The sequence below is a fragment of the Paenibacillus sp. GCM10027626 genome (assembly GCF_042676285.1).
Lineage (GTDB): Bacteria > Bacillota > Bacilli > Paenibacillales > Paenibacillaceae > Paenibacillus_Z.
In genome coordinates, this window is the sequence record NZ_JBHTHC010000006.1 from 219,916 (window position 1) to 239,043 (window position 19,128).

Here is a 19,128-nt window from a genome sequence, read left to right on the forward strand (position 1 = left end):
ATATGGCCTGTTTTGCTATTGCGAATTATTAGCGTATTGACAACTGCGACAACTTGTCGTATATTAAATGTGCGACAAGTTGTCGCAGTTATTTCCAGAGGTGTACACTATGGAGAAGTTAGGAAGATTGTCGGAGACAGAAATGGAGATCATGGAGGTGATATGGAGAATCGCAGGACCGGTGACGGTTGCCCAACTGCTGGAGCTCCTTGAAAGCAAGGGTTGGAAAACGTCCACGATGTCGACCCTGCTGAAACGCTTGATTGAAAAAGGATTCTTGGCCAAAACCATGAGCGGCAAAACGAACTATTATGGACCCGTTCTGACTTGGCAGGAGTACCAGAAGCATGAAATTAAAAGCTTTTTGGATCGCTTGTACAAGGGAAAGGTGAAAAATTTCTTTGCTGCTTTGGTCGGTCAGGACGAATTGATTGCAGATGACATTGCGGAGTTGAAACAATGGTTTCAGCGCGAGGAGGGCAAGAAACGATGAACTTTGTCCTGTCTCTTCTCATTGCATCATGCGTCGGAACCATCATTTGGATAGTTCTGTGCAGCATAAGACCTCTAACACAAAGAGGATTTTCACAGACATGGCATTATTATACCAGCTTAATACCGATATTTTTTCTGCTTGGCGGTTCCGAGGTCGTAAATTGGCTTGTTGCTCTTTTACGCTCTGTTGGGGCGGAGTCAAGCATAAGTCAGACAACCGGTACTATAGCCGGGATCTATTCAGGCGTCCTTCCCTCCATACTGCCCACAGGGGACTTATCGTTTGCGAACGTTTTGGCTGATTATGTCGGACGGTTCGAGGAGCGGAAAGAATGGATCTTGTTCTCCATTGTCATTTGGGCTATTGGAGCTATGATCTTTCTTGCCATCAATATAAGGCAGTACCAGATATTCAAACGTACGATTCTGGAAGAGAGCCAGGTATGCAGTGACCTGCAGTGTCCTGTAAAGGTAATCGTAAGCGCCCAGGCGACGACGCCGATGCTGATCGGATTATGGAGACCCGTTATCGTTCTGCCGGACACCCCGCTTGGAGAAAAAGAGCTTTCCATGATCCTCTCGCACGAATTGGTACATTTCAAGCGTGGCGATCTGCTTGTGAAGCTTCTAGTGTTTGCTGCAAATGCCCTACATTGGTTTAATCCGGTTGCCTATGCGCTCAACAAGCAGATTTCAGTGTTCTGCGAGCTGTCCTGCGATGAAAAGGTCGTTCGGAACATGGATGCGGGGAGTCGAAGATGTTACGGCGAAATGCTGTTATCCATGCTAGAGTACGGCGTTATGCAGAAAAATGTGTTATGCACAACCAGTCTGTGCAATCCAAAAAGAAATATGAAAAGGAGACTTATTAATCTTATGAATACGAAGAAAATGAAAAAATCGATGTTCGCGTTGTCCCTTATTGCTGCAATTTCATTGGTCGGAAGTGGCGGGGCCGCTGCATATGCTGCCGGAACGGCTGTGCCGTCAAAAAACTCTTCATCTCAGCAAGCTGCGGGCGGGGGGAGTAATGTTACGGTTCAATATCCGGATGGAACACTAAAAGCCTTTGATAAGGATGGTAACGTAGTGCCAGCCAAACAAAAAGAGAGCAAGACGGCAAAGAAACTAACCAATGAGGAGATCATAGATCGTATTAACAAATATATTGAGAAGGGGCTTAATGTACCTCAAGGTTACATTGATGCTCTTCCGCAAAAAAATTTGGATGCTATCAACAAGACTCATGGCTTGAAACTTAAAAAGTCAAAATAATGCTGCTGCGACTTTCTCCCGGTGAGTAGACTGGGAACAAAACAGATGTCACGGACGGAAAAAATAATGCCTTAGTTCAGCTTTCTGGACTAAGGCATTATTATTTTCTGCAAAGGCATATTCCTCAACTGCTGTTGACAAATAAAGGATAAGAAGTTCTGGGATTGGTGCTAGCACTGCTCGTTTCGCGGAATAGGGCGCTGCTGCGGTCCGCATCCCTGTCAATTTGACACGTTTGTTCAGAGATAACGGATCTACAGTCCGCTTCACCCGCGCTTACAGATGTCCGCAATTAATCGACTCGCTCTGGCGGGCTGTTACGGACCTTTGCAGCTTGCAAGCCGACATTGTGATATTTTTCACTTTTTGCTTGCAATTTATTTTTATCTGTCATATTATATTACCAACAAGTAATTGTGAAATAAATCACAGCATTGAAGATTTGGTTGTGAATTAATTCACAATAACGATATCGAGGAGGCTGACATCTATGAAAGTTATCGTAATTGGCTGTACACATGCCGGAACCGCCGCAATTACTCAAATGGCCAGGCTGTACCCGCAAGCTGAGATTACCGTGTATGAAAGGAATGATAATATTTCTTTCCTGTCGTGCGGAATTGCTTTGCATGTCGGGGGTGTCGTCCAGCAAGCGGAATCGCTCTTTTACTCCTCGCCAGAGCAGTTGGCAGAGCTGGGTGTTCATACGAGGATGCTTCATAATGTACTGTCTGTAGATACGAAGGCTAAAACGATAACGGTGCGCGATATTATGAAGGATGAGATCTTTACGGATACGTATGACAAGCTTGTCGTCACGACCGGATCGTGGCCGGTTGTTCCGAAGCTTGAAGGTATTGATCTCGACAACATTATGCTTTGCAAAAACTACGCGCATGCCCAAGCGATCATCGAAAGAGCTAAGCAGGCAGAGCGGATCGTTGTTGTCGGCGCCGGCTATATCGGCATCGAGCTTGTCGAAGCCTTTGAACAGCTTGGCAAGCAAGTGACTGTCATTGATAATACGCCACGTGTGTTGTATAAATATTTGGACCGTGAATATACCGATCTTGTTGAGGAAGCGATGAAACAGCGTCATATTCGGCTTGCTCTTAACCAAAGTGTAACAGGCTTTACTGGTGAAAAAGGCAGGGTCAGCCGTGTAATTACAACAGTCGGCGAATATGAGGCTGATCTTGTTATCATGTGCATTGGCTTCCGCCCGAATACAGAGCTGCTGGCCGGACAGGTTGATCGGCTTGCCAATGGCGCAATTATCGTCGACGATTATATGCGCACCAGCTGCCCGGATGTCTACGCAGCAGGCGATAGCTGTGCGATTCGTTATAATCCGACAAGACAGCATGCGTATATTCCTTTGGCAACGAATGCGGTCCGAATGGGAACGCTTGTAGCGCGCAATCTAATCGAGCCCACTGTGAAATATATGGGAACGCAGGGGACGTCGGGCCTTAAAATATTTGACTTGAACATTGCTTCGACAGGCTTGACCGAGCAAGCGGCACTTGATGCGGGCTTGATTGTGAAATCTGTCACAATCAACGATAATTACCGTCCGGAGTTCATGCCGACGTATGAAAAAGCGCTGCTGAAGGTTGTTTATCAAGAGGCAAGCGGCCGTATTGTAGGAGCACAGGTACTGTCGAAGGCCGATTTGACGCAAGCGATCAACACGCTATCGGTTTGCATTCAAAATCGCATGACGATGGATGAGCTCGCATTTGTGGACTTTTTCTTCCAGCCGTATTATAACAAGCCTTGGAATCTGTTGAATCAGGCCGGTTTGCAAGCCTTCGCAATAGATCAACATGAGGCGAAGCTGTAGAGGCAATTTAAAAGACTCAAGATTGTTCTTACGGGACAATTTTGAGTCTTTTGTTTAGTGGTGGGAACACAATTGTGCACAGAATGCAACATTTTCACCGACAGTCCGCCTATATTCCCTGAAATGTTGTACGTTCTGCAACAATCATCCTCATTTGGCCCTCTGGGAGAGGCAGATTGTTGTATTTCGTACAACAATTCGGCGGATGTGCGCTTCTACCCATAGATTTGTTGCACAACCTGCAACATCTGGGCACCTTTTTCCATTCGGCGGATGGCGGCAGTTAGCGCTGAGGCTGTTTGGAAAGTTTGCCGGATCGTAGATCCTCTTTTTGTGCACAAAGACTGCACAAATGGGCTGTTCGCATGGCTGCCTTGTCCCGTCTGCTGCCGCGCCAAGCAAACAGGTAAATCCTTGCAATTGTCGAATGATAATTATAGAAGCTGCAGAATTAGGTAGAAAGGGCAGATGGCGCTTTTATGTACAAATATACCTTATGTTTTATTAAGCAAAACGATCATGTACTGTTATTGAATCGTGAGTATGCTCCAGCTAAAGGCTTGTGGAATGGAGTAGGAGGGAAAATAGAGGACAGTGAAACGCCGTTGCAATGTGTAGCGCGGGAAGCATACGAGGAAACGGGACTGACACTTACAAACATCAAGTATAAAGGTGTTGTGACTTGGATTGCGGATGAGGTGCACTCGGGCGGCATGTATGTTTTTCTCGTCGAGCTTCCGCAAGATAAACTCCTTCCGACTCCTGTCAAAACGGAGGAAGGGATTTTAGACTGGAAACCAATCGATTGGATTTTGGCTGAAGGCAACTTGGGTGTAGGGGAAATGATCCCACATTTTCTGCCCGCGGTTTTGAATAGTGAAGCCTGTTTAGAACATAGATGTACTTTATCCCATAATAAGCTGATTGATTATCAAACAAAGGTGAGGTGTCACGATGAGAATTAGGACGGCGGCAAGGGCAGTGAGGTTATCTCAGGCTGAGCACGCAGTATAGGCACGAGCGAATTTTTCCTTTCGCTGAATCTAGTTCATCATGTAAAATAAGTTCAGCAAAGGGGGCCAATCATGAAGATCAAAGTGCTGATTGCGGACGATAATTCTTTCATTCGTGAAGGAATGAAGATTATTCTTAATACATTCGGGGAATTCGAGGTGCTGGCTACAGTAGGGGACGGCCGGGAAGCTGTCGATTATTGCAAAGCGCATGAGGTTGATGTGGCCCTGCTGGATGTTCGCATGCCGAATATGAACGGCGTGGAGGCGACGAAGATTTTGTCTGAAGAGACGAAGACGAAGCCGCTAATATTTACGACATTCGACGATGATGAATATATATTGGATGCGATCCGTTTAGGGGCCAAAGGTTATTTGCTTAAAAACAACGAACCCGAGCGGATTCGCGACGCGATCAAAAGTGTGCACAGCGGCAATAATGTGCTGCAGGATGTCGTGCTGGACAAACTGAAATCTACGATGAGCGGGCTGACGCCGGCGAAGCCGCAGAAAGAAGAAGTCGCCAGTACAAGCGGCCTTAATCCGAAGGAAACAAAAAGCCCTTCCGGATATCCGTTTGACCCCAGCCCTTTCACAGAACGGGAGCTGGAAGTGATGGCGCGCATAGCGGAAGGGCTCTCCAACAAGGAAATATCCAAGGAGCTGTTCATTTCCGAAGGGACAACGGCTAATTACATTACTTCTATTTTGAACAAAACTGCGCTTGCTCACCGCACCCAAATCGCCATTTACTATCTGACGGGCAAAACCCGTTAGCCGAAAGGACAAGGAACGAACCATGGAATTGTGGACAGTCGGCAATAAAACGATTCTGCTGCTCTTTGTCCTGATCGCCTCCTATTTGTCAGCCGCGGTGTACGACCGTTGGATGGTGTTTTTCTTTCTTATCTATTTGGCGCTGAACCTAATTTTGCATATTGTAAAATCCAGCCGCATCAAGCAAGCAATGATCGTGCTCATAATTGTTTATTTGATCTGCTGTGCATTTTACATCCATCCCTACATTATGCTGCTGCTCCCGTTCAGCGCCTTTGAGCTGGCATCATTTTATGAGCGCAGCAGCCGCTTCTTGCTTCCCGGATTGATGATCCCCCTGTTGTGGTACCGTGACATTATGCTCGTTCTCTATACCTTCGTTACTGTGTTCAGCTTTTTTAATTTTGTGATGATCCGGAAATATATGAGCAGAGTAAACCGACAAGAAGACAAATTGGAGCAAATGCGGAAAGATCTGCAGCGGCTTGCGAAAAGCTTGCATGAAAACCGGGATTTTATTAAAGCAACCGAATATATGGTCAAGCTTGAAGAGCGCAATCGGCTGGCGCAGGAAATTCATGACGGCATCGGCCATGAGATGACAGGCGCGCTTATTCAGATGGAGGCGGCTAAGCGTCTCTTGAACAGCGATCCTGCAACGGCGGAGACGCTGCTGCAAAATGCGATCGGCATTTCCAAGGAGGGGATTGAAAAAATTCGCATCACGCTCAAAACGAACAAACCGCCTTTGGAGCAGCTCGGTTTAAACCGGCTGAAGGCGGCCGTCGAGTCATTCAGGGGGAAAACCGGCCTGATGACGACTGTAATGCACGAGGGAAACATGGAAATTATCACGCCGCTGCAGTGGAAAATCATTAATGAGAATGTGACCGAGGCGCTTACAAATGCCGCCAAGTACTCGGGCGCTTCAACGGTTCATGTAGAAATTAAGGTGTTAAACCGTTTTATCAGGGCGGCGGTGCGGGACAATGGAAAAGGTGCGCCCAAAATTGTAAAAGGGCTGGGGCTGATCGGGATGGAGGAGCGCGCGGCCTCTGTGAATGGGACGGTCGTGGCCGATGGCAGCCAAGGCTTCGTGGTTACGATGCTTATACCCTATAAAGCGGAGTGAGAAAATTAATCAAGTCCGCCCGCGGCCGCTCTATGTAACATATGAATATTCTCACATGCAAGGGATGAACTTATACACTGATATAAGGGCATCCTTTTTTCTTATAATGGGATTATCAAAGGATGACGAGATGGAGTGAGCAGAAGTGAACATATTGGATATCCAGGGGCTTACGAAGAAATTTGGCGATTTCGTCGCAGTCGACAACATGTCATTGACGATCCGGGAAGGAGAAATTTTCGGATTTCTGGGGGCCAACGGCGCCGGCAAAAGCACGACGATTAATATGGTTTCGTCGCTGCTGCGCCCGACGAGCGGCGTGATCCGGATTCTTGACAAGGACATAACGAAGCAAAGCCGGTTTGCCAAGCTCAATCTGGGCATCGTCCCGCAGGACCTGGCGATTTATGAGGATATGACAGCGATGGAAAATGTCAGTTTTTTCGCCGGACTATACGGATTGCGGGGAGCCGAGCTGAAGGAACGGGCAAACGAGGCGCTGGAATTTGTCGGATTAAGCGACAGGGCGAAGAACTTCCCGAAAAACTTCTCAGGGGGGATGAAGCGCCGGCTCAACATCGCTTGCGCCATTGCCCATAAACCGAAATTGATCATTATGGATGAGCCGACGGTGGGCATCGATCCGCAGTCCCGCAATTATATTTTGACCTCTGTACGAAAGCTCAACGAAGCAGGGTGCACGATTATTTATACAAGCCACTATATGGAAGAGGTAGAGGAGATTTGCTCGCGTGTCGCCATTGTTGATCATGGCAAAATCATCGCCGAAGGGACGAAGGAGCAGCTGAAAGCAACCATTACGGACGTGAAGGATCTCCGGATCGAAATGAAAACAGCGGCAGGAAAGGAAGGGGAACAATTGAAATCCATTCCGGGCGTTCGTGCGGTGCAGCAGGATGAGAACGTGATCCGCATCCAGAGCGACGTAGCTGTCGACAATTTGAACCGAATATTGAAAAAGTTAATGGATGACGGCAAGGAAATCCGGGCGATTGAGGAGCAGGAACCTAATCTTGAAACGGTGTTTTTGACGCTTACCGGCCGTAATTTGCGGGATTAAATATTTCTGGGGAAGAAGGTTAACGGGGTGAATATTCTAGCGATTGCGCTAAAGGAATTAAAGTCGGATTTTCGCGATCGGCGCACGGTACTGTTCTTGATGGCCTTTCCTATTGTGCTGATGCTTATTCTGGGGCTGGCGCTGACAAATGCATTCAGCGACAATTTGAGCCTAGGTGAGATTAAAGTGCTTATGAAGGATACGAGCAGTGGGCAGCTGTCTCAAGCATTCTCTGCATTTGCCGCTGAAATGGGCAAGTCGGGCGTAAAGTTTGAAGCTCTGCAGCCCGGGACGGATGGGCGGGAAGAAGTAGAGCAGAACCGGTATGTAGACTATGTAGAGATAAAGGATAGCGGCATTTCCCTCTATGGAAGCAGCAGAAACGTGATTGAGAGCAATATTGTGCAGGGGATGCTGGCCTCGTTTACGGATAAATATAATGCGGCGGCGGCGGTGGCCCAGATTGAACCGGCCAAAACGATGCTTGTGTTTGCGGACAGTTCCGGGGATTACATCAAGGAGACCGCGATAAATGCTGACCGGATGCCCGGGTCGTTCGATTATTACGCTGTGGTCATCACCGTTATGGTCGGCCTTTGGGGAGCAATGTCGGCAGGCCGCCTGATCCGCAGTGAAATCGTCCGCGGCACAGCGGTAAGATTCGTGGCTGCCCCGGTACGCAAAAGTGACATTTTTATCGGCAAGGTGCTGGGAAGCATTGTATTAAACCTGTTGTGCGTCATAATTGTCATGGTATTCAGTAAGTATGTGTTTAAGGCGTATTGGGGAGAGCATACGGGAGTGGTGCTGGCTGTTCTGTTCTCGCTGGTCATGATTTCCGTCAGCTTTGGATTGGCGGTCGGCTATGTGCTGAAGGGAGCGGCGTCAACCGGGGTGATCAACTTGATTGTCCAGCTGTGTTCCTTCTTCGGAGGCGCTTATTTTCCAATAGGCGAGGATGCGGGGCAAGGTATGATGGGCTTTCTTGTTCAGCTGTCGCCGATCAGGTGGGCAAACCGGGCTTTAACGGAGATTATATACGGCAATGAATTATCGGCAGCGTGGCATGTCATTGGGAAAAATCTTGGATTTGCCGCGTTGTTCCTTCTGGCATCGGCTATTTTTATGCATCGCAGGGAGGGACTATAGAATGGGAAAAGACATCTGGTTTCTAGTGAAAACAACGCTGCTTGTTACATTGCGCAAGCGTAAGAATTTGATTTTGTACATCGGGCTCCCGATTGCCGGCATACTGGTCTCTGCGCTGCTCTATGGCTCGCAAGGCTCAGCCATCCTGCATGTTGGGGTTGTGAATAGCGATGGGGAGCAGTTCATTGCGGCAGATACGATTCGCTTCCTGCAAAACTTGGACAATATTGAGCTTGTTGATGTTTCAAAAAGCGAATTGAAAGAGCAGCTTGCCGCGAACAGGCTCGACAGCGGCCTGATCCTTGATGCCGGATTTTCACAAAGTGTACAGAGCGGTCATCCGGACCATATCGGCATTGAATCGGTAAAGGGAGCGCAGGTGACGATGTATATGAAATCGATGCTGCGCGGATATATCGACAATGTCAGCGCGATCGGCAAAATTGCCGGAGCCGATGACACGAAGTTTCAAGAGCTGTATGACCGTTATCGCGGATCGGACTTTAAATTGGCCGTGCAGTCTGTCAATGACACAGCGACGACGAAAGAAATGTCCTATCAATCGATCGGCTTTTTGCTTATGTTTATGATGATGTCGGCAGTGAACTTGTCGGAGTTAATTCTAAAGAATCGCGAGAACCGGACATACTTGCGCATTTTATCCTCGCCTATTAGTGCAAGGACGTATGTGCTGTCCAACATTATCGTCAATCTCGTCATTATGATGATACAGATTTCGGTCGCTTTATTGTGCATGCGGTTTGTGTTCAATATTACTACGGGAATTCCGCTGAATGCGATGTTCGGGTTGCTGGGGCTGTTCGCACTCGTATCCGTCAGCGTATCGCTCGTAATCGTGGCTTTTGCCAAAAGCTCGGCCAGCGCGGGAGCACTGCAAAATCTGATTGTCATCCCGACATGTCTCCTCTCCGGCTGCTTCTTCCCGATCAGCATTATGCCTCAGACGCTCAGACATGTTTCCAGCTTCCTGCCGCAAAACTGGGTGCTTCAGTCGTTCAGCAAGCTGCAAGCCGGTGAAGGTTTAAGCAGTGTCGGGTTCAACATTATGATCTTGCTTGTCTTTGCCGCTGTTTTCTTTCTGATTGCGACCTACAAGTTCGGACGAAATAACGATACGAGAAACTTTGTCTGATGATTGGCCAGCCCCCATCTCGATAAGTGAATGGGGGCTGTTTCGTGCCTTTACTGCCATTAATGTGCTGACTGAGGGAGCGGGGAGAGGATCTTGGACGCGTACAACCGTAAACGGTATTCACCTTTGCAGGCTTCATTGTGATACTATAGTTTTCTGTGATAATAATTGATACTCACCTTCTTTTGAAGGTTTAATATAGAATTTTATTGTGTATATTCCGGAATGAATAAATTTCTGCTTAAACGCCAAAGCATATACGAAACTTCCGTTATCAACAATTTTTAGATCACTGTTTGATAATACATACTCATTCAACTTTTTGGTGTTTCCTTTTGGATCCTCCAATTCAATGTTTAATGAATGAATCTTTTTGACTAAGTTATCAACTTGGACCAGTAGATTTAATGGAAACTCTCCCCCTTGTTGTACCTTTCCAACTGCAAAGTTTTCTCCGCCTTTTGGATCCTGAAATAAAATCATGTGTATATTTGGTTTGACTATTTCGATTTTTTTATTGGTTTCATCCCAATTCACAATTCCATTTACTAAACTCCCTAACTCTTTAACTGGTATGTAGGTCTCTCCATCTATCGTATATCCAGTTATTTGATTCTTTTCTCCGCTAATGTACAATAATATTTTGTTTGAAACGGAGCTTGCAAATACGATGGATGTTCCTAAAACAAACAATAATGAGGCCATCAACATGACTTTCTTCACTCTCATAGTCCCCACCCTTCCAATGGATTTTTGTACCAACTGCCTGTATATACCCAAATGTAAGGAAAAGGTTTCGCTGTAAAAGAATTATTCTTTTCAGTCAAGCATGTGATGCTGAAAGGGGAGGTGATGGACTTGAAAAGAGCGGTTTGATTGGGGATGATTGACTTGCTTGCAGAAATCAGCTATTTATCAAATACAGACGAGAAGACTCCTTCCTCAAAGCGGAAGCTTAGGTAGGAGATGAATCGTCTTCGGACAAGGTGGTAACTGTACCATCTTAATCGTCCGACATGATTTTAAAGCAATTTCTTTCCCATTTGAAACCGAACTGACGTTCTGGTATAATGGTAGATATGGGGGGATTGGAAATGAGTCTGAATACGATTACGATCAAACTTCCTTTGTATCGGCCCACATTGGTGAAACAAGACATGTATAAAACCATGCGATCCCACTTTTCACAAGCTAGCAACCAAGCCCTTCTGTACCTACAGGAAGTCCCAGTACGTAAGGCAACAGAGCTAGATCGCCTGCTTCGTTCCATACCTTTACCATCAACACTGCTTCAAGAAGCAAGAAAACTGGCGGTCAGCAGGTATCAAGATTGGCGAAAGCATGCCAACACCAAAGGTTTTCCTTCCTTTCGAGCGAATATCTCGATTCTGTTTGACAATCAGAACTGGCGGCTCCGTTTCGATCAAGGACACCTGAAAATTGGCATCCCCACCATCGAAGGGCATTTAACCATCGATAAATATGTGCCTGCCAGCGTCAACGATTATGCTTTGTTTTGGGTGAACTATCTTCTGACTGGGGAAATGGATCCAAACAGCAAACACTATAAACCTTCTTACAAAGGAATCTCGAAACCGAAAAAAGGGAATGCGCAGCTTTTTGAGCGGAAGGGAAAGTGGTATTTTGCTTTCACCCTTTCTTTTCAACTTCAGGAATCGCCGAAAACGAACAAAACGATTGGCGTTGATCGCGGATTACGCCTCATTGCGGTTGCCGCCGATGCCGATACGGGGAACTACCTGACCTTTAACGGGAAACGTATTGGCCATATCCGGAGGCGGTATGCCCGTTTGCGAAGGGAAATCCAGCAAGCGAAAAATATGAAAGCGCTCAAACGACTCGCACATAAAGAACGGCGCATGATGCAATATTGGAACCATGTCATGGCCAAAAGTATCGTGCAATTTGCGAGTGCGAGCGGGGCGTCCATCATCAAACTGGAAGACCTGAGCCGCATCCGTTCGATGAAGAAATATTGGAAGCGTGCAGATCGCAATATTCATGCCTGGGCGTTCTATGATTTGGAACAAAAGATCACCTATAAAGCCGCATTAGCTGAGCTAAACGTGGAAAAGGTGAATCCCTATAAAACCTCTCAGGAATGCAGTCAATGCGGAATCATTCGGAAGAACCATCGCAGGAAAGATCAATTCCAATGCTCTTGCAGCTATCACGATAATGCGGACGTCAATGCCGCCTTCGTCGTATCCCGCAGACCATCTCTTGTCATATAAGACAAAACGACGGCGTAAAAAGCCGTTGTGCAGGGCTAGATACCTTGCATAAGGCACCTGACTGTGCTGAATACCTAACCGAGAAGTTCTATCCGTCACACCAAAGACGTTCAACATGGACGGAACTGAACCCCGGAGTTTGTTCGGGTACAGAAGCGAGCGTACGAGCCTATTCTGTGATCATGAAACAAATTCCTAAGGTAACGGTAACTGAACCTGCTTCACGCAAATGAGGCGAATAAGGGGAATCCCCCGCCTCTAAGCAAAGTGTAGGCGGGGGAGGATGTCAAAAGAAAGGATCTGGAATCCAAAAACGCTGATAAGAGGTGAGAATCTTGCTTACATCACTCGAACACATGCAAATCCCGGTACGTCAGATGGATCGGGCCATCCAGTGGTACACCGAGCAGCTAGGATTTCAACTGAGCAGCCGCGACGGTGATCGCATCGCTTTCCTTACCCTGCCGGAAGGGCCGGTGCTCATGCTATGGCAAACTGACGACGAAGCGACATATGCGCATTATACGGTAAATGGAACAGATTTTCCGGTCTTGTTATACCGCACTACTAAGATTCATGAGCTTCATGAAAGATTGAGCAAGCTCAATACCCGGATTCAACTGTACCAGAACGATGGCTTCGCCTGGGTGCTGAAATTTTATGACCCCGAGGGGAATTTATGGGGCGTGCTGCAGTTTAACCAGTGATAGACCACTGGTCATGAGAGACCTTTGCCGCCAACAGGTCTTATTTTCGTTGCCTCCACTTCAGCAATTAGCGGTATAGCGCGTTGGATAGAGGCTTTTGTTTCTTCATCTGTTAGCGATGCCTCATGTGCTGTTGCATTTGACCATACTTCTGTTACCCATATGGTATCTGGCTCAATATCCGAGATGTTGACGATATATAACTCACATTCTTTCACCGACTGTGCGGACGCCGCGGCTTCCAACAGGATACTTGCCAGAGCATCCCGCTGACCGGCTTTTGCCGTAAACTTAACGTACATTCCTAATCTGCTCATATGGTCACCTCATCTATTATGGAGTGGTTTGATAAGCTGTATTATATTCATTTCCGAAATTATCATAAAGTAAAAATGTGACATTGGACTGTGGTAATCTGCCTAAGGAAGGGCAGACACTCAGTCCTTTTTTTGTTCCTATGCCCGCGACATAAATTTTAACGCTTGAATCTTCACCTACTGGAGATTGTATCGTTGTAATTAGCAAGAAGCTTACCAGCTTAACTGTACAAGAGGAGGCTCGATTGTTATGAGATTTTTTGAAATGTTGTTTGTCATCTTCAATATTTTGATGATTGGCTGGATCATCTTCGCCAAGAACAAGCCGCAGCGCAGCTTGCTTACTAGTATGGGCATTTCCGCTATAATTATGCTGTTGCACGCATTGATCGAAGGCATGCGCTGGCAGATGATTCCGGCTTATGCAATGACGGCAGTTCCACTCGTGATCTTCGCCGTCAGATTGGTGTCCAAGCCGGAGAAGTCTGAGGAGCGAACGGCGAAAAAATCATCCCGGGCAAAACTTATAGCGGTGACAGCGCTAGCGGTAATCTATTCAACCGTGGCCGTGGCGCTGCCGCTCATCCTTCCGATCTTCACCTTTGAGAAGCCGACTGGACCGTACAAAATCGGCACTGTCACCTACGATTGGAAGGACGAGCGGCGGGAAGAAACGCTTACGCCAAAGCCTGGCGATAAGCGCGAGCTAATGGTACAGATTTGGTATCCTGCCGATGCTAAAGCTAAAGGGAAGCCAGTATCATATCTTTCCAACCCGGATGTTTTTGCGGAAGGGTATAGTAAGGTGCTGAATTTGCCGAAGCTGTTGTTTACGACTTTCGGTTATGTCAAAACGCATGCCATTGAGAACGCGGAGATTTCCAATCAAGAGCCATCCTATCCGGTTCTTATTTTCTCGCATGGCTTTAGCGGGCATAAAAATCAGAACACTTTTCAGATCGAACAATTAGTCAGTCATGGATATATTGTGGTAGGCATCGATCACACTTACAGCAGCACAGCATCCGTGTTTTCTGATGGCCGTGTGGCCAATTACGTGCCCCAAGATACTGGCTCCATCGCCTATTTGGATAAAGCTAATGATGGATGGGTGGCAGACGCCAAGTTTGTGCTGGATCAAGTGGAGAAGCTGGCGGGGAATGATCCGGATCACCGTTTTACAGGCCGAATGGATATGAATAATGTGGGGATGTTTGGCCATTCCTTTGGCGGGGCGACTAGTACGCAGATGCTAATGACCGATTCCAGAATCAAAGCAGCTATCAATATGGATGGTGTTTTATATGGCAAGCTGCGGGTTCCGGAAGAAGGGCTGAAGAAGCCATTTATGATGATGAGCGCCGATGACTCAATAAGAGATGTAAAAAGCACGGATGATAAGGAGTTTGCCAAATTTATGGAGGAAACGCTGCCGCGGTACAAGCATGTTGCCGTGGGCGGGAATTATTGGATGAAAATTAACCATATGAAACATATGGGCTTCTCCGATTTATATCTGTTTTCACCGCTTTATGAAAAGATGGAAGGAGTCGAGATACGAAAGGCTCACCGCCTTATTAACGAATACTCGCAGGATTTCTTCGATCATTATTTAAAGCAGCAGCCATTTAAGCTATTGGAGCAAAATATTGGTGAACATCCGGCGTTTACGCTGCAAAAAGACTGATTGCACATGCGAACAGCCCGGGGGCCTTAGCCTTTGGGCTGCTCACATGATTGGTTTGACATTTGTTCCAGCTTACGCTGCAAGCTTTGAAAAAGCACCAGGTTTCCTTTCGAAAGCAGGTTGAATTGTGGACTTAGAATGGAACATAACGTATTGCAGCGTTCAAGCAGCGGCGTTCTCGTTTTCTGAGCATATTCGGCAAAGGAGCGGATAAAAGCCTCTTTATCGACCGCTTGCTCCGAATTGGCATACAGCATAATCATCTCCTCGACAATGGCCTGCACATAAGGACTGTCGGCAGCCCGTTTTTTCTCCAAGGCTTGATTCAATCGATCATGAATATCCTCAAGCCTTCTAACCCATGTGAGCGCATTATATCGGGGCTGATGATTCGTATGAAAGAAGAAAAACTCAATATTTTTCAGATCCCTCATAAATTGGGGATCGTTCATGAGTTCCTGCAGCTCATTCCAAGCGGCTGTTTGTTTAGCCGTTATTTTTGCTTGATTGACAATATATTTATTGAAAAAATATAACATCGGGCCTCTCCATTCTGAAGGAATCCCGTCAAAAATATTAAAGATCTCCACTTTCTCAGAAATGAACTGTTTACGTTTTTCGATGTTTAATGCTTTTTCATGAACGAGATCGTATACATAGCGCAATGAATCCCCTTGGTGCTGCTTCGCTTGACGTAAAATCGAAATCATATTCGTAAGGGCGCTAACCTGCGTCGTAAGCGATTCGATCTGCCAGTCGAGTGCTTTTTCAACCGGTAATTCTCCAGAAATTAGCTGGCTTATTTCGTCAATGCCAAAATCCAGATAGCGCAAGGTGGTAGTCAGCTCTAAACGCCATATATCTTCTGTCGTATATAATCGATGTCCCCCTTCTGTGTAGCTAGAGGGTTTTACTAATCCGATTTCATCGTAGTAACGGACGGTTCTGACCTTAGATCCAATCATTTTGGCTACTTCCCCAATCGAATACAAATCTTCACCTCCGGTACGTTATTTTACGATCTCCAGTAACTGGAGATTCAATACGATTATACTACGTAAGCGTGCCAACTGCTCAATCTGCGGACGAACAGTTAACGAATTTATAATTAAGGCTTGAATGTCCCCTTACAGGAGATTGTATCGTTTGAATCAACCTACAGCACACACAAGCTGTAAATAGGGAGGTTCAATTGTTATGAGATCTTTTGAAATGTTGTCTGTCGTCTTGAATATTCTGCTGCTCGGTTGGTTAATATTTGCCAAGCACAAGCCGCAGCGGGGATTGCTCATTGGATTCGGCGTTTCTGCCGTATTCGTGTTGTTGCAGTGGATAATCGAAGGGATGCGTTGGCAAATGATTCCGGCCTATGCGATGACATTAGTCCCGCTCGTTATTTTCGCTGTCAGATATGTTTCCAAACCGGAGGAAGCGCCCCAGCCCCAGCCCCGGAAAGTATCGCGAGTACAGCTCATTCTAATTACAGCGCTCGCGGCAATATATTCCTTCGCAGCTGTGGCTCTGCCGCTCGCACTTCCGGTATTCGCTTTCGATAAACCGACAGGTCCATATAAAGTAGGAACTGTAACTTATAATTGGAAAGACGAAAATCGGGAAGAAACATATGCGCCCGGAACCGGCGACAAGCGCGAATTAATGATCCAGATTTGGTATCCGGCAGATCCAGGAGCTAAAGGCAAACTGGATCCATATGTGTCCAACGCGGATATTTTTGCAGAAGGATACAGCATGGCGCTGCATAGGCCGAAGCTGCTGTTTACAAGCATTGGTTTTGTCAAAACAAACGCGCTTGAGAATGTCACCTTGTCCAATAAGGAGCAGAAGTATCCAGTTCTGATTTTTTCCCATTCCTTGAATGGTGTGAAGAACCAAAATACGTTCCAAATTGAACATTTGGTTAGCAATGGCTATATTGTCGTAGGTATCGATCACACTTACAACAGTACGACCTCCATTTTTCCCGACGGACGGGTTGTGCATTTTGTCCCGCAAGAAAGCAATACGATCGACTACTTGGATCAGTTAAATGAAGGATGGGTGGCAGACGCCAAATTCGTGCTGGATCAGGTGGAGAAACTGGCAAGCAATGACCCGGACCATCGTTTTACAGGCCGGATGGATCTGGACCGTATCGGTATGTTCGGCCATTCCTTCGGCGGAGCGACAACGACCCAAATGGTGATGACCGATTCCAGAATTAAAGCGGCGATCAATATGGACGGCGGACTGTACGGCAAGCTGCGGATACCGGCAGACGGACTGAAAAAGCCATTTTTGATGATGAGCGCAGATGACACACTAGCCGGTACAAAAAATATGAGCGATGCGAATATCGCTGCTCAAGGTACGACAAGGAAAGAGTTGGACAAGTTTTTTGCCGACACATTTGTCCGGTATGAGCATGTAGCTGCAGGCGGCAACTACTGGATGAAAATCAACAATATGAAGCATATGGGCTTCTCTGATACGTATTTGCTGTCACCGCTGTATGAGCGCATGGAAGGCGTCGATGTGAAAAAGGTTCACCGGCTTATTAACGATTACTCGCTTGATTTCTTCAATCATTACTTGAAGCAGCAGCCATTTGAACTTTTGGAACAAAACATTGGCGACCACTCGGATTTTACGTTGCAGAAAGGCTGATCACGAATAGGCCCGAGGGCGTTTTGCCCTCGGCTGTTCGTTTGGTTTACATATGTTCAAGCTTCCACTGAATACCTTGCAGCAATAACAGGTTGCCTTTTGCAAACTGACGGTATTTTGGACTGAGGATAGAACATAGCGTATTGAATCGTTCAATACGTTCCGACCGGGTACGCTGTGAATATTTGGCAAAGTAACGAAAGAAATCCTCTTGATTGGCCGATTGCTCCAAATTGGCATACAGCATGGCCGTATCCTCGACGATAGCTTGTACAAACAGGCTGTCGGCAGATAATTTTTGTTTCAATGCCTTATTCAAACGATTGTGGATATCCTCCTGCTTCCTGAGCCAAACGCCGGCTTTAAGCCGAGGCTGATTAACCATATTAAAGAACAAAAATTCGTCCTGTTTCAGGTCCGCTATAAATTGCGGATCGTTAATAAGCTCCTGAAGCTCATTCCAGGCGATCGTTTGTTTGGCTGATTCTTTCACTTGATTAATAATATATGTGTTAAAGAAATATAACAGCGAGCCTCGCCATTCTTCAGGAACTCCTTCCAAAAATTTAGAGGCTTCCACTTTCTCCGTGATGAACTGCTTGCGCTTTTCGCTGTCAGTTGTCCGTGCATGGACCAAATCATAGATATATCGCAGTGAATCCCCTTGGTGCTGCTTCGCTTGCTGCAAAATCGAAATCATATTGGTAAGCGTACTAACCTGTGTCGTAAGCGATTCGATCTGCCAGTCGAGCGCTTTATCAATCGGTATTTCTCCGGAGATCATCTGGCTTATTTCATCAATGCCAAAATCGAGATAGCGCAAGGTTGTAATCAGCTCCAGACGCCATAAATCTTCCGTTGTATATAATCGATGCCCCCCTTCTGTATAGCTGGTAGGTTTCACTAGTCCGATTTCATCGTAGTAACGGACTGTTTTGATCGTGGAACCGATCATTTTGGCTGCTTCCCCGATCGAATAGAGTCCAGTTTCATTCTGCAAAACTTCCACCTCCAGTACGTTAGTTTACCCAGTTAAAAACAAGGCTTGAATGTCCTCTTACAGGAGGCTGTATACTGGGAGCCAGCAACAGCAAGTTGTAACTAAGGAGGTTCGATACGATTTTCATTTTGCGAAGTATAAGGTTGCATTCAGAGAGATATATGGGGAGGACGGCTCGGAAAATTATCGCGCTGCTGACGCTGGTGGTTGCTATCATAACAGCACTTAACCAAAAGAAATAGACCGCCCTCCACCAGGTGTACGGTCTATTCTTGATATATACCTGAAGCCGACCGCCTTTGAAGCGGGCTACTGTGCCGGAGTCGTGTTACAGCACGACTCCTACTTTAGTTTTATTATAATGCTGCACGCTTATACATGCAACACGTATGGACCCCTAAAAATACCTATATGGAGGGTGAGATGGCTGTGAATGGTCATCCAGGAGGCATACGGACCGACGATCCGTTATTTTGTCGAAAGACAGGCGAATTCGAGGTTTCGCGGACACAGAATTCGCTATTTGCGGGTTTTGCCCGATTTTCGTGGCAATTTGAGGAAAATAGCGGATCTACGG

The 19,128-nt window shown here is 46.5% G+C and carries 17 protein-coding genes; 13 read left to right on the forward strand and 4 right to left on the reverse strand.

Translation table 11 applies throughout. The annotated features are described in order from the left end of the window. Positions 1-109 precede the first annotated feature (109 nt). From ACFQ0N_RS14125 to ACFQ0N_RS14165, 9 genes are all read left to right on the forward strand, one after another. Positions 110-493 (forward strand): BlaI/MecI/CopY family transcriptional regulator, encoded by a 384-nt coding sequence (locus ACFQ0N_RS14125; RefSeq protein WP_379327071.1) that lies wholly within the window; start codon positions 110-112, stop codon positions 491-493. Beyond that, positions 490-1,770 (forward strand): M56 family metallopeptidase, encoded by a 1,281-nt coding sequence (locus ACFQ0N_RS14130; RefSeq protein ID WP_379327073.1) that lies wholly within the window; start codon positions 490-492, stop codon positions 1,768-1,770. The genes ACFQ0N_RS14125 and ACFQ0N_RS14130 overlap by 4 nt, the downstream gene beginning before the upstream one ends. Positions 1,771-2,260: 490 nt before the next feature. Then, a complete protein-coding gene (locus ACFQ0N_RS14135; RefSeq protein WP_379327075.1) occupies positions 2,261-3,616 on the forward strand; it encodes an FAD-dependent oxidoreductase in 1,356 nt (451 codons plus the stop codon). A gap of 479 nt (positions 3,617-4,095) precedes the next feature. After that, entirely contained in the window at positions 4,096-4,581 is a 486-nt protein-coding gene (locus ACFQ0N_RS14140; RefSeq protein WP_379327077.1) for an NUDIX hydrolase, read from the forward strand. Positions 4,582-4,701: 120 nt separating this feature from the next. Then, positions 4,702-5,406, forward strand: a complete 705-nt coding sequence (locus ACFQ0N_RS14145) for a response regulator (protein ID WP_379327080.1) — start codon at positions 4,702-4,704, stop codon at positions 5,404-5,406. A 22-nt stretch (positions 5,407-5,428) separates the two neighbouring features. Then, the gene (locus tag ACFQ0N_RS14150) at positions 5,429-6,538 is read left to right on the forward strand and encodes a sensor histidine kinase (protein ID WP_379327082.1); all 1,110 of its coding nucleotides are present in this window, start codon (positions 5,429-5,431) and stop codon (positions 6,536-6,538) included. A gap of 145 nt (positions 6,539-6,683) precedes the next feature. Then, complete coding sequence (locus tag ACFQ0N_RS14155; protein WP_379327084.1) at positions 6,684-7,619, forward strand: ABC transporter ATP-binding protein; 936 nt, start codon at positions 6,684-6,686, stop codon at positions 7,617-7,619. A gap of 27 nt (positions 7,620-7,646) precedes the next feature. Beyond that, positions 7,647-8,768: an ABC transporter permease gene (locus ACFQ0N_RS14160; protein WP_379327086.1), complete on the forward strand. Its 1,122-nt coding sequence runs from the start codon at positions 7,647-7,649 to the stop codon at positions 8,766-8,768. Position 8,769: 1 nt separating this feature from the next. Then, positions 8,770-9,921, forward strand: a complete 1,152-nt coding sequence (locus ACFQ0N_RS14165) for an ABC transporter permease (protein WP_379327088.1) — start codon at positions 8,770-8,772, stop codon at positions 9,919-9,921. 135 nt (positions 9,922-10,056) lie between these two features. On the opposite strand, the gene ACFQ0N_RS14170 is transcribed toward ACFQ0N_RS14165, so the two are convergent. Then, positions 10,057-10,650 (reverse strand): stalk domain-containing protein, encoded by a 594-nt coding sequence (locus ACFQ0N_RS14170; RefSeq protein WP_379327090.1) that lies wholly within the window; start codon positions 10,648-10,650, stop codon positions 10,057-10,059. Positions 10,651-11,015: 365 nt separating this feature from the next. Here ACFQ0N_RS14170 and ACFQ0N_RS14175 point away from each other — a divergent pair, with 365 nt between their 5' ends. Continuing rightward, positions 11,016-12,176 (forward strand): RNA-guided endonuclease InsQ/TnpB family protein, encoded by a 1,161-nt coding sequence (locus ACFQ0N_RS14175; RefSeq protein WP_379327092.1) that lies wholly within the window; start codon positions 11,016-11,018, stop codon positions 12,174-12,176. Positions 12,177-12,511: 335 nt separating this feature from the next. After that, a complete protein-coding gene (locus ACFQ0N_RS14180; protein ID WP_379327094.1) occupies positions 12,512-12,883 on the forward strand; it encodes a VOC family protein in 372 nt (123 codons plus the stop codon). 11 nt (positions 12,884-12,894) lie between these two features. Here the strand turns inward: ACFQ0N_RS14180 and ACFQ0N_RS14185 are convergent, their stop codons facing one another. Beyond that, positions 12,895-13,200, reverse strand: a complete 306-nt coding sequence (locus tag ACFQ0N_RS14185) for a putative quinol monooxygenase (protein WP_379327096.1) — start codon at positions 13,198-13,200, stop codon at positions 12,895-12,897. A gap of 250 nt (positions 13,201-13,450) precedes the next feature. Here ACFQ0N_RS14185 and ACFQ0N_RS14190 point away from each other — a divergent pair, with 250 nt between their 5' ends. Next, complete coding sequence (locus ACFQ0N_RS14190; RefSeq protein WP_379327098.1) at positions 13,451-14,887, forward strand: alpha/beta hydrolase family protein; 1,437 nt, start codon at positions 13,451-13,453, stop codon at positions 14,885-14,887. Between the two features lie 26 nt (positions 14,888-14,913). Here ACFQ0N_RS14190 and ACFQ0N_RS14195 read toward each other — a convergent pair whose 3' ends face one another. After that, a complete protein-coding gene (locus ACFQ0N_RS14195) occupies positions 14,914-15,879 on the reverse strand; it encodes a MerR family transcriptional regulator (protein ID WP_379327100.1) in 966 nt (321 codons plus the stop codon). Between the two features lie 205 nt (positions 15,880-16,084). Between ACFQ0N_RS14195 and ACFQ0N_RS14200 the strand changes: the two genes are divergently transcribed. Further along, on the forward strand, positions 16,085-17,551 hold the full coding sequence (locus tag ACFQ0N_RS14200; protein WP_379327102.1) for an alpha/beta hydrolase family protein: 1,467 nt from the start codon (positions 16,085-16,087) through the stop codon (positions 17,549-17,551). Between the two features lie 46 nt (positions 17,552-17,597). Here ACFQ0N_RS14200 and ACFQ0N_RS14205 read toward each other — a convergent pair whose 3' ends face one another. Further along, positions 17,598-18,551 carry a MerR family transcriptional regulator gene (locus ACFQ0N_RS14205; RefSeq protein ID WP_379327104.1) on the reverse strand — a complete coding sequence of 318 codons (954 nt, stop codon included), beginning with the start codon at positions 18,549-18,551 and terminating at the stop codon, positions 17,598-17,600. Positions 18,552-19,128 lie beyond the last annotated feature (577 nt).

Coding starts and splice junctions, on each gene's coding strand:
- ACFQ0N_RS14125 (WP_379327071.1), top strand. CDS start 110: ATGGAGAAGTTAGGAAGATTGTCGGAGACAGAAATGGAGATCATGGAG.
- ACFQ0N_RS14130 (WP_379327073.1), top strand. CDS start 490: ATGAACTTTGTCCTGTCTCTTCTCATTGCATCATGCGTCGGAACCATC.
- ACFQ0N_RS14135 (WP_379327075.1), top strand. CDS start 2,261: ATGAAAGTTATCGTAATTGGCTGTACACATGCCGGAACCGCCGCAATT.
- ACFQ0N_RS14140 (WP_379327077.1), top strand. CDS start 4,096: ATGTACAAATATACCTTATGTTTTATTAAGCAAAACGATCATGTACTG.
- ACFQ0N_RS14145 (WP_379327080.1), top strand. CDS start 4,702: ATGAAGATCAAAGTGCTGATTGCGGACGATAATTCTTTCATTCGTGAA.
- ACFQ0N_RS14150 (WP_379327082.1), top strand. CDS start 5,429: ATGGAATTGTGGACAGTCGGCAATAAAACGATTCTGCTGCTCTTTGTC.
- ACFQ0N_RS14165 (WP_379327088.1), top strand. CDS start 8,770: ATGGGAAAAGACATCTGGTTTCTAGTGAAAACAACGCTGCTTGTTACA.
- ACFQ0N_RS14170 (WP_379327090.1), bottom strand. CDS start 10,650: ATGAGAGTGAAGAAAGTCATGTTGATGGCCTCATTATTGTTTGTTTTA.
- ACFQ0N_RS14175 (WP_379327092.1), top strand. CDS start 11,016: ATGAGTCTGAATACGATTACGATCAAACTTCCTTTGTATCGGCCCACA.
- ACFQ0N_RS14185 (WP_379327096.1), bottom strand. CDS start 13,200: ATGAGCAGATTAGGAATGTACGTTAAGTTTACGGCAAAAGCCGGTCAG.
- ACFQ0N_RS14190 (WP_379327098.1), top strand. CDS start 13,451: ATGAGATTTTTTGAAATGTTGTTTGTCATCTTCAATATTTTGATGATT.
- ACFQ0N_RS14200 (WP_379327102.1), top strand. CDS start 16,085: ATGAGATCTTTTGAAATGTTGTCTGTCGTCTTGAATATTCTGCTGCTC.